Annotated in this window: 13 protein-coding genes; 3 read left to right on the forward strand and 10 right to left on the reverse strand. The window is 66.8% G+C overall.

The window, feature by feature from the left end; all coding sequences use genetic code 11:
* Positions 1 to 269 (forward strand): IS5/IS1182 family transposase (locus PARJ55_RS0111665; protein ID WP_028713208.1); only part of this gene is annotated, 269 nt, incomplete at its 5' end.
* A 159-nt stretch (positions 270 to 428) separates the two neighbouring features.
* On the opposite strand, the gene PARJ55_RS0111670 is transcribed toward PARJ55_RS0111665, so the two are convergent.
* Positions 429 to 2,099, reverse strand: a complete 1,671-nt coding sequence (locus PARJ55_RS0111670) for an NAD+ synthase (RefSeq protein WP_028713209.1) — start codon at positions 2,097 to 2,099, stop codon at positions 429 to 431.
* Between the two features lie 131 nt (positions 2,100 to 2,230).
* Between PARJ55_RS0111670 and PARJ55_RS0111675 the strand changes: the two genes are divergently transcribed.
* Positions 2,231 to 3,685 carry a 2-isopropylmalate synthase gene (locus PARJ55_RS0111675; protein WP_028717050.1) on the forward strand — a complete coding sequence of 485 codons (1,455 nt, stop codon included), beginning with the start codon at positions 2,231 to 2,233 and terminating at the stop codon, positions 3,683 to 3,685.
* Here PARJ55_RS0111675 and PARJ55_RS0111680 read toward each other — a convergent pair.
* From PARJ55_RS0111680 to PARJ55_RS0111710, 8 genes are all read right to left on the reverse strand, one after another.
* Entirely contained in the window at positions 3,682 to 4,260 is a 579-nt protein-coding gene (locus tag PARJ55_RS0111680; RefSeq protein ID WP_156929473.1) for a hypothetical protein, read from the reverse strand. The genes PARJ55_RS0111675 and PARJ55_RS0111680 overlap by 4 nt on opposite strands.
* Positions 4,261 to 4,265: 5 nt before the next feature.
* Positions 4,266 to 4,685 carry a hypothetical protein gene (locus tag PARJ55_RS23955; RefSeq protein ID WP_156929474.1) on the reverse strand — a complete coding sequence of 140 codons (420 nt, stop codon included), beginning with the start codon at positions 4,683 to 4,685 and terminating at the stop codon, positions 4,266 to 4,268.
* Positions 4,686 to 4,695: 10 nt separating this feature from the next.
* Positions 4,696 to 5,043 carry a minor capsid protein gene (locus tag PARJ55_RS23320; RefSeq protein ID WP_084637833.1) on the reverse strand — a complete coding sequence of 116 codons (348 nt, stop codon included), beginning with the start codon at positions 5,041 to 5,043 and terminating at the stop codon, positions 4,696 to 4,698.
* Positions 5,044 to 5,127: 84 nt separating this feature from the next.
* Positions 5,128 to 5,997, reverse strand: a complete 870-nt coding sequence (locus PARJ55_RS0111690; RefSeq protein ID WP_028713213.1) for a carbon-nitrogen hydrolase family protein — start codon at positions 5,995 to 5,997, stop codon at positions 5,128 to 5,130.
* Complete coding sequence (locus PARJ55_RS0111695; RefSeq protein ID WP_028713214.1) at positions 5,994 to 6,575, reverse strand: hypothetical protein; 582 nt, start codon at positions 6,573 to 6,575, stop codon at positions 5,994 to 5,996. Before PARJ55_RS0111695 ends, PARJ55_RS0111690 begins: the two co-directional genes overlap by 4 nt.
* Positions 6,572 to 6,973: a ketosteroid isomerase-related protein gene (locus PARJ55_RS0111700; RefSeq protein ID WP_028713215.1), complete on the reverse strand. Its 402-nt coding sequence runs from the start codon at positions 6,971 to 6,973 to the stop codon at positions 6,572 to 6,574. Before PARJ55_RS0111700 ends, PARJ55_RS0111695 begins: the two co-directional genes overlap by 4 nt.
* A 134-nt stretch (positions 6,974 to 7,107) precedes the next feature.
* Positions 7,108 to 7,785 carry an ABC transporter ATP-binding protein gene (locus tag PARJ55_RS0111705; RefSeq protein ID WP_028713216.1) on the reverse strand — a complete coding sequence of 226 codons (678 nt, stop codon included), beginning with the start codon at positions 7,783 to 7,785 and terminating at the stop codon, positions 7,108 to 7,110.
* A 3-nt stretch (positions 7,786 to 7,788) separates the two neighbouring features.
* Entirely contained in the window at positions 7,789 to 9,069 is a 1,281-nt protein-coding gene (locus PARJ55_RS0111710) for a capsule biosynthesis protein (RefSeq protein ID WP_232215695.1), read from the reverse strand.
* A gap of 465 nt (positions 9,070 to 9,534) precedes the next feature.
* Between PARJ55_RS0111710 and PARJ55_RS0111715 the strand changes: the two genes are divergently transcribed.
* Positions 9,535 to 10,287: an ABC transporter permease gene (locus tag PARJ55_RS0111715; protein ID WP_028713218.1), complete on the forward strand. Its 753-nt coding sequence runs from the start codon at positions 9,535 to 9,537 to the stop codon at positions 10,285 to 10,287.
* Here the strand turns inward: PARJ55_RS0111715 and PARJ55_RS24825 are convergent.
* The gene (locus tag PARJ55_RS24825; protein ID WP_028713219.1) at positions 10,284 to 13,373 is read right to left on the reverse strand and encodes a calcium-binding protein; all 3,090 of its coding nucleotides are present in this window, start codon (positions 13,371 to 13,373) and stop codon (positions 10,284 to 10,286) included. The two genes, PARJ55_RS0111715 and PARJ55_RS24825, sit on opposite strands and share 4 nt — an antisense overlap.
* Between the last annotated feature and the right edge of the window lie 79 nt (positions 13,374 to 13,452).

Below are 13,452 nucleotides of genomic sequence, written 5' to 3' on the forward strand. Positions count from 1 at the left end.
TCGCCGACAGGGGCTATGACTCTGATAAAATTCGGGAAGACATCGAGAGCCGCAACGCCCTGCCCATGATACCGATGCGAAGGAACCGAAGGGTGCGCAAGGCTGTCGACATGACCATCTACACCCTGCGCAACATGGTCGAGCGCTGCTTCAACAAGCTGAAAAATAGCCGCCGCCTTGCAACCCGCTACGACAAAACCGCCGAAAGCTTCCTTGGCTTCGTCGACGTCGCCTGCATCAGGCTCTGGCTCCGCCATTTGTCAACATGACCTAGAAGATGAATAAAACTTTATTAACCTGTCGAAATGGCCAGGTTATCGACCAATATCAGATATAGATCTTTTTATTTCAATATCTTGCGCATGATCGCCGGATACGGGTGCCCGGGCTTCCCGGCGATCGTGACGCAAGGTCACGCGCGCTGCCGGTCAGAGCCGGTCGCGCCAGCGGTTGACCAGCGGATAGCGCCGGTCCAGCCAGAAGGCCTTGGTCGAGATGCGCGGCCCCGGCGCCGCCTGGTATCGCTTCCATTCACTGCCATAAAGCAGGGTCTCGACCTTCTTGACCGTCTCGGGCTCGAAGCCTTGCGCGACCAGGTCCTTCAGCGCCAGGTCCTTCTCGACCAGCCCTTCCAGGATCGCGTCCAGCACCTCATAGGGCGGCAGGCTGTCCTGGTCCTTCTGGTTGGGGCGCAGCTCGGCCGAAGGCGGCTTCGAGATGATCTGCGGCGGGATCACCTCGCCCGCGCGGCCCAGCATCCAGTCGCGATGATTTTCATTGCGCCAGCGGCAGGTCTGGAAGACGCGGGTCTTGTAGAGATCCTTGATCGGGTTGTAGCCGCCGGCCATGTCGCCATAGATCGTGGCATAGCCGACCGCGACCTCGGACTTGTTGCCGGTGGTCAAGAGCAGCTCGCCGAACTTGTTCGACAGCGCCATCAGCATCACGCCGCGCAGCCGGGACTGGATGTTTTCCTCGGTCGCGTCGGGCTGGGTGCCTTCCATCAGATGGGCCAGCGCCTCGCCCACCGCGTCGCGGGCGCCTTCGATATGCACGGTGTCCAGCCGCGTGCCCAGCCGCCCGGCGCAATCGGCGGCATCATCGAGGCTGGCTTGCGAGGTGTATTCGCTGGGCAGCATGACGCAGCGCACGTTCTCGGGCCCGATGGCGTCGCTGGCGATGGTGGCGACCAGCGCCGAGTCGATGCCGCCCGACAGGCCCAGCACCGCCTTGCGGAACCCGGACTTGCGCATGTAGTCGCGCAATCCTTCCATCATGGCGCGGTAGTCCTGCTCCCACTCGTCGGGCATGTGGTCCATCCGGCCCGGCACAGCCCGCCAGCCTTGCGGGGTGCGGGTGAAATCGACATGCGCCAGCATCTCGTCGAAGGGCGCCAGCTGCATGACCTTGACCGCGCCGCCATCCTCGCCCGGGTTCAGCACGAAGCTGCCGCCGTCATAGACCTGGTCGTCCTGCCCGCCGACCGAGTTCAGGTAGATCAGCGGCAGCCCGGTCTCGACCACGCGGGCGACCATATGGCCCATGCGCAGGTCCAGCTTGTTGCGGTGATAGGGGCTGCCGTTCGGGACCAGCAGGATTTCGGCCCCGGTTTCGGCCAGCGTTTCGCAGACCTCGGGCCACCAGGCGTCCTCGCAGATCGGGCTGCCGATGCGCAGCCCGTCCAGGCTGTAGGGCCCCGAGATCGGCCCGACATTGAACAGCCGCCATTCGTCGAACAGCTGCTTGTGCGGCAATTCGTGCTTGAGCACCCGCGCCACGACCTTGCCGCCCTTGAGGATCCAATAGGCGTTGTAAAGCCGGTCCTCCTCGGCATAGGGGCCGCCGATGCCGATGGCGGGGCCGTCCACGCAGTCCCGCGCCAGATCGACGATATGGGCCATGGCCTCCTGCGTGAAGCCGGGCTTCAGCACCAGGTCCTGCGTCTGGTAGCCGGTGATGAACATCTCGGGCAGGGCCAGAAGGTCGGCGCCGGCCTCGCGCGCCGCGGCCCAGGCCTCGCGCGCCTTGGCGGCGTTGCCGGGCAGGTCGCCCACGGTCGGGTTCAGCTGTCCAAGGGTGATGCGGAACGTGTGGGTCATGGCGCTTCCTTACCGGATCTTGCCCCCGTTGATAGGTCAGCGCGCGGCAAAGGAAAAGTCGGGCTTTGCGCCGGCGCGCCCCTTGCGATAAACCGATGCCAAAAGCAGCAACGAGGCGGAGTGCAGCACCCATGAAGGCAGCCCTTGTCGCCTGCGCGGTGATCCTTGCCGGCGCGGGCATGGCCGGTGCCCAGGCGGTCATCACCAAGCAATATGACGACGGCGGCGTCTACGAGGGCACCTTCCGCAACGGCAAGCAGCACGGGCGCGGCACCTATACGCTGCCCTCGGGCTACGAATATACCGGCGACTGGGTTGAGGGCGAGATCCTGGGTCAGGGCGTGGCGAAATTCCCCAACGGCTCGGTCTACGAGGGCGCCTTTGCCCGCGGCAAGCCGCATGGCAAGGGCAAGATCACCTATGCCGATGGCGGCAGCTACGAGGGCGACTGGCTGGACGGCCAGATCACCGGGCAGGGCGTGGCGCATTACGCCAACGGCTCGGCCTATGAGGGCGGCTTCCTGAACGCGCTGCACGACGGCAAGGGGGTGCTGACCCAGCCGAACGGCTATCGCTACGAGGGCGACTGGAAGGCCGGCGTCAAGGAAGGCTTCGGCAAGATCACCTATCCCGACGGCGCCACCTATGAAGGCGAGATGAAGGCGAACCAGCGGTCCGGCCAGGGCAAGCTGACCATGGCGGACGGGCTGAATTACGAGGGCGGCTGGTCGGCGGGTCAGATGGCCGGGCAGGGCAAGCTGACCCAGCCTTCGGGCGACAGCTACGAGGGCCGCTTCGCCAATGGCAAGCGCGAGGGCAAGGGCGTGGCGACCTATGCCAATGGCGACCGCTACGAGGGCGATTTCCGCGCCGACAAGCGTTGGGGCGTCGGCACCTTCACCGGCACCGACGGCTATGTCTATACCGGCGACTGGGTCGAGGGCCGGATGGAGGGTCTGGGCCGCATCACCTATCCCGACGGCTCGATCTACGAGGGGGCGCTGCAAAACGACCTACCGCATGGGCGTGGGCTGATCACCTATCCGGATGGCGCCAGCTATGACGGCGAATGGGTCGAGGGCGTGATCGAGGGGCAGGGCGTGGCCAAATACGCCAACGGCCTGGTCTACGAGGGCGGCTTCAAGCGCGGCCGCAACGAGGGGCAGGGCCGCATGACCTATCCCGACGGCTATGTCTATAACGGCGCCTGGCGCGACGGGCAGCGGCACGGGCAGGGACAGGCGACCTATCCCGACGGTACCACCTATGACGGTTCCTTCGTGGACGGGCTGCGGCACGGCAAGGGCCGGCTCATCGCGCCGGACGGCTTCCGCTACGAGGGCAGCTGGAAGGAAGGCGAGATCGACGGCGAGGGCGTCGCGACCTATGCCAACGGCGATGTCTATACCGGCCATTTCGTGATGGGCAAGCGCCAGGGCGCCGGGGTGATGCGCTATGCCACCGGCCAGGTCGCCTCGGGCGAGTGGGAGGACAACCGGCTGGCCGTTCCGACCGAGGGCGCTGTACCCGAGGGCGCCGAGACGCCCGAAGGGGCGGTGCCGGCCGAGCCGAGCGAGGGCGACTAGGCTAGGGTCCGGGGCGGCCGTCCGCCTCCGCCTTGTTCGTGTCGGATGCGGCGGGCGGTTTCCGCCCTGATCCGTCCTTGCAGGGCCGGGCGAACCAAGCGCGGCGTTTTCAACGCCGGATTGTCGAGGTTTCGCCATTCGCAAGGCGGCAGGAACGGGAATTTTTGGCCATCGAGCAGAAGAACAGCTCCGAGGAGGCCGGTGTAATAGCCGTTGCATCCTCCTCTCCCCGAGCGTAGCTCACGCGCAACAGTGTCATACTGCTCTTCCCGGACCTTGGCGTCGGTCTGGGCGTCGTAAATGCCGGAATCACCGAATTTGTAGGACGTGACCCTGACATAGCGATCGTTGAAGCAAAGGAATTCAAGCCTGCGGGCAAGGATCGTTCTGCCATCCGTGGCAAAAAGCGCGACCGGAGCGCGGGGAAAATAATATTGCAGCTTGAGCATCATGCCATTTGGTAGGGTGACGCTTTTGAGCGCGTGCCTGACCCATTGCACCCCCGCGACCGCCGCCCAGAACAGGAAAAGAAAGACCGGAAGCAGAAGCAGATGACGGGCGAACGTGCGCTCCATCGCCATCATTTCCTTGGGTTAAAGTAAATGCTATTTCTGCGGTCTCTTAGCACCTCTGCCGAAAAGCTTGCGCGCCATGTTCCGCTGATGTGATAGGGTATGCCGCCGGGTTCGAAATTCATATCCAGAGGATCGGCAAATTCATCGGCGAACTCAAAGTTGCTTTCACCGGTGATCCGCAGCATATCGTCGTGATATTCGACCGTTCCCAGGAAGGAGCCTGAGACCGTTCCCCTGCCATGCGAAAAGGCTACGTCGCCGAATTGATAGGTGTTATTGAAAGGCACGTAAAGCTCTCCGGCTCCATTTTCTCGAGCCGCGTCGGAAATTTGGCCCGACAGCCTGCGAAACGAACCTTGTGCGCCATCAGCATAAGCATATTGCTCGGCGATCTCACGCAAATGCCCGATCTCTTCCAGGGTCACGGCGCGCCCGTCAGCAAAGTAGTGCGACACGAATTCCCGGTTCCCACACCGGACGGGGCCGGACGGGAAATCCGAGGTGAATTCGTGAAGCGCGAACTCGGTCTCGCCAAGGATAGGGATCGGCCGCGCAGCGGCAGTTGTAATCCTCGCCCGGATGGGCGGTATCAGGGGGATCGTCCCATGCAAACACGCGGCCATCGTTGGCACGATGTGCCGGTCGCACAAAATTGTCGCCTTGGCAGCGCCAGACATACCGTGCCGTGGTCCCTGCCTGCTTCAGGGACAAGGGGATCGGCGTGCCCTTGCGCAGATAGGCGCTGAAGGCAGTTCGATAGGCTTCCGTGTGGATCATGTTCATGCCGGGAACCTCATATGCCGCGCGGCATCCTCCAACAGCAGATCACAAGATTCGGTTAATGATGCGCGTGTTGCGCGCCTTCCCTCATTCCACCACCCGCACTCCCGCCGTCTCGCCCCAATGCGCAAAGGGCAGCACCCGCCCGTTCCGCCGGCTTTCCGCCACCAGATCCAGATCGACCGGCGCCTTGACCCAGCCGGGCACGTCCATCAATCCCTCGGCCAGCACGCCGCTTTCCGGCCACAGCCCGTCCGGCGGCGCATAGATCGCCGCCGCGCCGCGGTTTTCGTCGATGGCCGGGTTCCAGTCCACATCGCCCACCGTCGGGGCCTGCACCACGACGCACTGGCTTTCCAGCGCCCGGGCCATGGCGCCGATCTTCACCCGGTTGAAGCCCGCCACCGTGTCGGTGCAGGAGGGGGTCAGGATGATCTCGGCCCCGGCCTCGGCCAGAACCCGGCCCAGCAAGGGAAATTCGCTGTCATAGCAGATCAGCACGCCCAGCCGCCCCACGGGCGTGTCGAAGACCCGCAGGCCCGGTGCGCCGACCACGTCCCAGTCCTCGCGCTCGAAGCGGGTCATCACCTGCTTGTCCTGATGGCCGATCCGGCCCCCGGGACCGAACAGCACCGCGCGGTTGACCGGGCGCGGCCCCTCGAAGCAGGGCCCCGATGCGGCCAGGATATGCAGCCCGTGCCGCGCCGCCAGCTCGGCATGCAGCGCGTCGCGCGCGGTCTCGTGCCGGGCGACCTCGTGCAGCGAGGCTTCGAGATTGCCGGCCACTTCGCGCCCGCCCAGCGAGGCCAGCTCCATCGCGCCGTATTCGGGAAAGACCAGCAGGTCGCAATCGGCTGCGTCCTCGACCCAGGCGGCGATCTTGGCGCGATAGGCGTCGAAATCCTCCATCCAGTCGAAGGGATAGGCCGCGGCGGCGATCTTGACGGTCCGGGTCACAGTTCTTTCATCCAGAATTGCAGCGGTTTGCGGGTCGGCGCGTCCGCGCCGATGTCCTTCCATTCGAACCCGGCCACGACGCCGGGCAGCGGAGCATAGCCGCGCTTGCGCCAGAACCCGTCCAGCGGGCGATAGTCCGCAGGACGCAGCGGATGGTCGGCCGGGCGGATCACGCTGCAAAAGACGCTGTAGCGGCGGCCGAGCGCGCGGCCCTGCGCCTCGCGCCCGTCGAAGAAGGCGTGGCCCAGGCCATGGCCGCGATAGTCCGGCAAAAGCACCGATTCCGCGCAATAGAAGATCTCGTCCAGCCGCTCGGGCCGGCCGGCGAAGGCGGCGGCGAAATCGTCGGCGTGATCCTCCATCGGCGCGCCGGTCGAGGCGCCGATCATGCGCTCGCCGTCCCAGGCCGCCACCACCACGGCGCCGGGCGACTGATAGGCGCGCAGATAGTCGCGCTCGTATTCCAGGTCGCCGTCATAGAGATAGGGCCAGTCGCGGAACACTGCGATGCGCAGCCGCGCCAGATCGTCCAGCACGGAGGCCACGGCATCCCCGGTCAGGCTTTCGGTGCGGATCACGCCGAGACCTGCCGCGTCCAGTCGGCGAGGTTGTAATAGGTCGTCACCCGCGCGATCTTGCCGTCCCGGATGGTGAAGAAGGCGCCGGCCGGCAGGACGTATTTCTGGCCCTTCGCCTCGGGCAGGCCTTCGTCGGTGGCGAGGTAGGTGCCGTTGACCACGAATTCCGCCGCGGCCCGGTCGCCCGTCTCGTTGGCGAAGATCACCATGTCGGTCAGCTCTTCGCGGTAGCTGCGGGTCATATGGGCGTTGAATTCGGCGAACTTGTCCTTGCCGCGGCGGATGCCGCCCTCGTTGACGTGATGTTCGATCTCGTCATGCAGATAGCCCAGCATCTCGTCGGTGCGGCCGGCGTTGAAGGCGTCGTAATAGGCGGCGATCAGGGCCTTGGTATCCATGGAAAACCTCCTTGTTTCGACCCGTCTAGCGCGCGGCGGGCGCCGCGTCACCTCCGCCCTTTGGCGGAGGGCTCAACCCTTCTTCCGTTCTGACGCATCGTTACCATCCGCGCAGGACCGTCGCCCCGTCCCGCCTAGTCCCCGACCAGGGCGGGCGGGACGCGCAGGATGGCCTCGTGATGGGCGATCGCCTCTTCGAGCCGGTCGAAGACGGTCAGGCGTCCGCGATCCAGCACCGCGCCCATGGTGCACATGTTGCGGATCATCGGCATGGAGTGGCTGACCACGATGGCGCCCGAACTGGCCATGCGCTGGTTGAAGACGCGCTGCGACTTGGCGCGGAAATCGGCATCGCCGACGCTGGTGACCTCGTCCACCAGATAGGTGTCGAAATGGATGCCCATGCTGGTGCCCATCGCCAGCCGCGAGCGCATCCCCGAGGAATAGCTCCCGAAGGGCTGGTGGTAATGCTGGCCCAGCTCGGCGAAATCCTCGACGTAATCGACCAGTTCGTCGCTGTCCACGCCATAGATCCGGGCGACGAAATGCACATTCTGGGCCCCGGTCAGCTCGCCGTGGAAACTGCCCATGAAACCCACCGGCCACGAGATGGTGCCGTCCGACAGCACCCGTCCCGAGGTGGGCGAGACGGTGCCCGCGATCATCCGCAGCAGCGTCGACTTGCCGGCGCCGTTGCGGCCCAAGAGCGCCACCGAGGCCCCGGTCGGGAACACCGCGTTGATGTTGTCCGCGACCAGGGTCCGGCGCCCCTTGAGCCGATAGACCTTGGTCAGGTTCTCCAGCCAGATCATGGCTCAGCCGCGGTCGCGGATGCTGTAATAGATCAGGACCAGGATCGACCAGCCGGCCAGCAGCATGCCCGCGACCATGGCCAGCAGCCAGGGCCGGTTCGGCTCGGTCGAGCTTTGCGCCACCTTGGGCTCGATATGGGCGGCCAGGTAGCGGGCCTGACGCTGCGCCTCGGCCAGCGCCGTCTCATAGGCGATGCGGGCCGAGCGATAGGCGCCCTCGGCGAATTCGCGGTCCACGGCGAGCTTTTCGTATTCGGCCATCAGCTGGGCATAGCTTTCGCCCGACGGCCCCTGACCCTCGGCGCCGAACTTGCCGCGCTCGGCGTCGATCAGCCGGCGCAGGGCGTCGATCTTCTGCTGCGACTGGGTGACGCGGTGGTCGGTGGGCTGGGCATTGTCCAGCAGCATGTCATGGGCGACCAGCGCCTCGGCCAGTTGCGCCTGCAGCCCGCTCAGCACGCCCATCTGCCCGGCCAGGTCCGCCTCGGGATCGACGATCTGCGAGCGCATGCGGAAGGCGGTCATCGCCTGCCGCGTCTCGGTCAGTTCGGCGCGGGCCTTTTCCAGCTCGGCCTTGGCCAGCCGGGTGGCGTCGTCGCGGGCGATGGTCGAAAGCTGGTTGATCTTGTCCGAGCTTTCCTGGAACACCGCCGCGGCGATGGCCTGGGCGTCCTGCGCAGAGAAGGCGCTGACCTGCAGGGTGATCAGCTCGGTGGTGTTGTCGTAAAGGACCTTGACCTGGCGCTGCCAGTAGTCGGTCAGATCCTCGATATGGTCCTCGGGGTCGAAGGCGAAGACGAAGTCATGCGGCCAGTCGCGCGAGAAGCGCGCGCGCAGGTCCAGCCGGGCGTCGATCTTTTCGACCATGTCCTGGCTGCGGATGTATTCGTAAAGGATGTCCGTGTCCGACGCGCCGGTGCCGCCCGCGAAGGGGGCCAGGCCCCCCAGCAGGTCGATCGAGGGCGTCGCCTGTTCCTTGCGGACCGAGAAGCCGACGGTCGAGACATATTGGTCGCTGGCGCGGACCCAGAGATACCAGGCCCAGACCGCGGTCGGCAGCACCACCAGCGCCAGGAACGAGGCCAGCATCAGCCAGTGGCGGCGGCGCGGCCGGGCCAGGCCGACGGGCGGGCGCACCGGCTGGACCGGGATCGCGGGCGCGCCGGGCATCGTCCGGTGGCCGGGCTGCGCCACGGCCTGCTGCATGGGCCGCACCGGGATCGGCTGGCCCTGTCCCGGTCCTTGCGGACGCAGGGCGGGCGGGGGGTGATTGCCCTGCGCCATCGGGCGCTGCTGTCCCGGCGCGCCCGCGGGTCGCGCGGGCTGGCCCTGCGGGGGTTGGCCCGGACCGGGCTGGCCTTGCGCCGGGTGGTTCCGGGGCGGAGGGCCGGGCGGCCGCTGGCCCGGCGGGCGCTGCGGATCGGGGCCGGCTGCCTGCACGGCCTGAAACGGCCGTTGCGGCGGCGCGGCTTGCGGGGCCGCCTGTCCGGCCATTCCCCCCTGGCCGGGATGCGGGCCGGGACGCGCCGAGGATTGCTGATCGCCGGCCGGCCGGGCCGGCTGGCCGGGCTTGCCGCCGGCCGGGTCAGAGGGGATGGTCACGGCAATGGCGCTTTCGCTGGTTTACCTTTTGCGTGCATTTGTTACATATTGCCGGCTGCCAAGACCAGTATTTGCGTTCACATGTTCGACAAATCCCGCAAAATTCGCCGTCGCCGGCGCCCCGCCCGCAACGGGCCGCGCTTTCGCATGGCGCGGATCGTCGCGGCGCTGATGCTGCGCGAGATGGCCACCACCTACGGCCGCTCGGCCGGGGGTTATGTCTGGGCGGTGCTTGAGCCGGTGCTGGGGGTGGCGCTGCTGTCGGTGATCTTCAGCCTGGCGCTGACCAGCCCCGGGCTGGGCTCGAATTTCCCGCTGTTCTACGCCACCGGCTTCCTGCCCTTCGCCATGTTCAACGACCTGGCCAACAAGACCGCCTCGTCGATCCGCTTTTCGCGGCCGTTCCTGGCCTATCCCAGCGTGACCTTCATCGATGCGCTGATCGCGCGGGTGCTGCTGAACGCGCTGACCCATATCGCGGTGATCGCGCTGGTGATCTCGGGGATCTTCGTGATCTACCGCCTGCCGGTTGTGGTGAACCTGGCCTCGGTCTTCGAGGCGCTGCTGCTGGTGACGCTGCTGGGCGTCGGGGTCGGAACGCTGAACTGCTATCTGATGACTGCCTTCCCGATCTGGGAACGCGTCTGGCAGATCCTGACCCGGCCGCTGTTCCTGATGTCCGGCATCTTCTTTCTTTATGACCTCATGCCCAGCCAGGCGCAGGATTTCCTGTGGTTCAACCCGCTGATCCATTGCGTCGGCCTGATGCGCGAAGGCATCTATCCGACATATGAGGCGCGTTATCTCAGCCACGAGCTGGTGATCGGCGTCTCGGTCGGGCTGCTGCTGCTGGGCCTGATGCTGCTGGAGCGCAGCCACCGCGACCTGCTCGAACGCTAGAGCAACAGGTCCGAGGCGTCCAGTTGCGCCAACGCGCCCAGCTCGATGGTCAGCTCGGCGCGGCCGTCGCCGTCCAGATCGACCAGCAGCCGATGCGCATCGGGCGTCGACCAGTCGGCGCGGACCTGGCCGGCGCCCGAGAACGCGTCGCTGCCGATGAAGGTCAGGTTCAGCCCGGAAAGATCGATGCGGTCCTCGCCCGGGGTGAAGTCCAGAATGACGTCGGTGCTGCCGTCCAGATTGTCCAAGCCGGAAAAGACGAAGACATCGGCGCCGGCCCCGCCGATCAGCGTATCCGCGCCGCGCCCGCCCTCCAGCGTGTCATCGCCCTCGCCGCCGTCGAGCCGGTCGTGGCCGTCGCCGCCGCCGAGCCGGTCATCGCCGGCCTCGCCGAACAGGCTGTCATTGCCCCGCTCGCCGATCAGCGTGTCGTGGCCCGGGCCGCCGTAAAGCAGGTCGTCGCCCTCGCCGCCATTGAGCAGGTCGTCGCCCAGCCCGCCCTCCAGCGTGTCGCTGCCCCGGAAACCGTAGAGCGTGTCATTGCCCTCGTCGCCCTGCAGCCAGTCGCTTCCGGCCTGGCCCAGCAGCGAATCGTTGCCGGCGCCGCCGCGCAGGGTGTTGTTGCCGGCCTCGCCGTAAAGCACATCGTCGCCTTCGCCGCCCTCCAGCAGGTCGTGGCCGTCGCCACCGTAAAGCGTGTCGTTGCCCGCGCCGCCGAAGAGGTTGTCGTGGCCGGGACCGCCCACCAGCATGTCATCGCCCGGCTCGCCATGCAGCGTGTCATTGCCCGGGCCGCCGTAAAGCGTGTCGTTGCCGATGCCGCCGAACAGCAGGTCATGGCCTTCATTGCCATGCAGCAGGTCGTTGCCCTGATGGCCGTGAAGCGTATCGTGACCCTGGCCGCCATGCAGCGCGTCGTTGCCCTCGCGGCCCAGCAGCAGGTCGTGGCCTTCGGCGCCGAACAGCGTGTCGTCGCCGGCGCCGCCGTCCAGGCTGTCATTGCCGATGCCGCCGAACAGATAGTCGTTGCCGATGCCGCCGATCAGCGTGTCGTTGCCGGGTCCGCCCAGCAGGCTGTCATTGCCCGGGCCGCCGAACAGATAGTCGAAGCCGGCGCCGCCGATCAGGGTGTCGTTGCCCGCCTCGCCGTAAAGCTGGTCGTTGCCGGGGCCGGTCTGCAGGAAATCATTGCCGTCGCCGCCCCAGAGCGTGTTCTGGCCCAGCAGGTCGATCAGGGTGTCGTTGCCGCCTTCGCCGCGCAGCACGTCATGGCCCGCCTCGCCGCGCAGGGTGTCGTTGCCAAGCCCGCCGAACAGCGTATCGTTGCCGAGCCCTCCGAACAGCCGGTCGTCCCCCGGCCCGCCCATCAGCCGGTCGTTGCCCTGCCCGCCATAGAGCGTGTCGTTGCCCGCACCCCCCTGCAGCGTGTCACTGCCAAGCGCGCCGTGCAGAATGTCATTGCCCGGCCCGCCCAGCAGCAGGTCGTCGCCGGCATGGCCGTGCACGGTCGAGCCGTTGCGCCCGGCGCTCAGCGTGTCGTTGCGCGCGGTGCCGACCACCACGGTGCGCATGTCGGGCGGCGCGTAATGCGCGACCGGGAAAAGCGAATTGTCGAAGGCGCTCGCCTGGAGCATCGTGTTGTCGCGTGTCATGATCCAGATTACCGAATTTCCGTAAAAGATCTTGATTCCATAGCTTTGCGGGCTGAAGACCAGCTGCGCCGTGCTGCGGACCATGCCCAGGAAGGACAGGTCCAGCCGGTCCACGCCCGGCTCGAAATCGGTGATGGTGATCCTGCCGTTGACCTCCATCGGCACGAAGACGTCGGCGCCGGCGCCGCCCGTCATCTGCACCGGATTGCTGCCGGCGATCAGGATGTCGTCCCCGGCGCCGCCGTCCATGCTGGTCGTCTCGGCGCCGGCCTGCATCATGTCGCCGCCCTCGGTCCCGGATTGCCGGCCCGCGCCCACCACCCGGGTAAGGCCGGTCCCGCCCGGCTCGAAGACGAATTGCGTGATGCCGCTTTCGGTGCGGGAGGAGACGAAAAGCGCGATCCTGCCGTCGATCGCCACCGCCGAGATGGCCGAGACGTCGGCCAGCGCCCGGTCGTCGGTATCGACCAGCGTCGTCAGGTGCATCAGCCGGCCGTCGGGCAGCAGGGTGAAGACGCTGATGCCGTCGTCGCCGCCCCCGACGAAGACATAGCCGCGGCCGTCCAGGGTCAGGGTCTCAAGCGCGGTGGCGCCGGCGAAGCGGGTGGTCAACTCGTCGATGACGTGATCGACCGGCAGCAGCTCGCCGCCATAGGTCAGCCGCATCGTCGTCAGCGACGAGCTTTGCGCCGAGGCCACCACCAGCCAGGTCACGCCGTTGACCGTGACCGTGCCCAGGTGGCTGGGCTGGTCCATGCCCAGCCCGCGATAGGACCAGATCATCTGCGCCGTGCCGACCGTGCCGTCGGCATGGACCATCTGCACCGCGACGTAATTGCCGGTGGCCGAGGCCGAGACGATGAAGCTGCGGTCGCCCAGCCTGGCGACCAGCATGTCGTCGATCTCGGTGCCCTGGACGCCCGAGCCCAGCGGCAGCGCCGCGCGGGTGACATGGCTGATCGAGCCGTCTCCGGCCAAGCGCCAGATGTCGAAGGCGGTCTGCCCGTCGCGCGCCGAATAGAGGAAGCTGCCTTGCGGCGTCTGGAACTGCCCCAGCCGGATCACGTCGCCCGGCAGCGCCCCCGGCCCCAGCAATTGCGCGCCGTCGCGAAAATCGCCCTCGGCCCCCAGCCGGATGCCGTGGCCGAGCGCCTCGCGCAGCCCGGTGCCGAACAGCACCGGGCCGCCGTTCAGCGTGACGATGCTGGCGCCGGGGGTGCCGGCATAGCGCAGCGCGGCGGCATGGGGCTGGGCGCCCATCATCTCGATCGGCTGGTCGGCCGAGGTGATGCGGTAGGCGGCGATCCCGCCCCCGACATGGGTCACGCTGTAAAGGGCATGGCCATTCGGCCCGGCAAAGGTCTTCAGGTCCGTGATATTGGTCACGAAGGGCGATTGCGGGCCGATATAGGTTGCGACGTGACGGTAACGCATTGCGGGTTTCGCTTGTGGCAGCTCGATGGTGGTGCCCCAAGAAAGCGCCGGCCGGCCCCGCCAAGTCACGCATTATTCC

Origin of the sequence: Paracoccus sp. J55, assembly GCF_000513975.1 — a bacterium.
Taxonomy (GTDB): domain Bacteria; phylum Pseudomonadota; class Alphaproteobacteria; order Rhodobacterales; family Rhodobacteraceae; genus Paracoccus.

Coding starts and splice junctions, on each gene's coding strand:
- PARJ55_RS0111670 (WP_028713209.1), bottom strand. CDS start 2,099: ATGACCCACACGTTCCGCATCACCCTTGGACAGCTGAACCCGACCGTG.
- PARJ55_RS0111675 (WP_028717050.1), top strand. CDS start 2,231: ATGAAGGCAGCCCTTGTCGCCTGCGCGGTGATCCTTGCCGGCGCGGGC.
- PARJ55_RS0111680 (WP_156929473.1), bottom strand. CDS start 4,260: ATGGAGCGCACGTTCGCCCGTCATCTGCTTCTGCTTCCGGTCTTTCTT.
- PARJ55_RS23320 (WP_084637833.1), bottom strand. CDS start 5,043: ATGAACATGATCCACACGGAAGCCTATCGAACTGCCTTCAGCGCCTAT.
- PARJ55_RS0111700 (WP_028713215.1), bottom strand. CDS start 6,973: ATGGATACCAAGGCCCTGATCGCCGCCTATTACGACGCCTTCAACGCC.
- PARJ55_RS0111705 (WP_028713216.1), bottom strand. CDS start 7,785: ATGATCTGGCTGGAGAACCTGACCAAGGTCTATCGGCTCAAGGGGCGC.
- PARJ55_RS0111710 (WP_232215695.1), bottom strand. CDS start 9,069: ATGGCGCAGGGCAATCACCCCCCGCCCGCCCTGCGTCCGCAAGGACCG.
- PARJ55_RS0111715 (WP_028713218.1), top strand. CDS start 9,535: ATGGCGCGGATCGTCGCGGCGCTGATGCTGCGCGAGATGGCCACCACC.
- PARJ55_RS24825 (WP_028713219.1), bottom strand. CDS start 13,373: ATGCGTTACCGTCACGTCGCAACCTATATCGGCCCGCAATCGCCCTTC.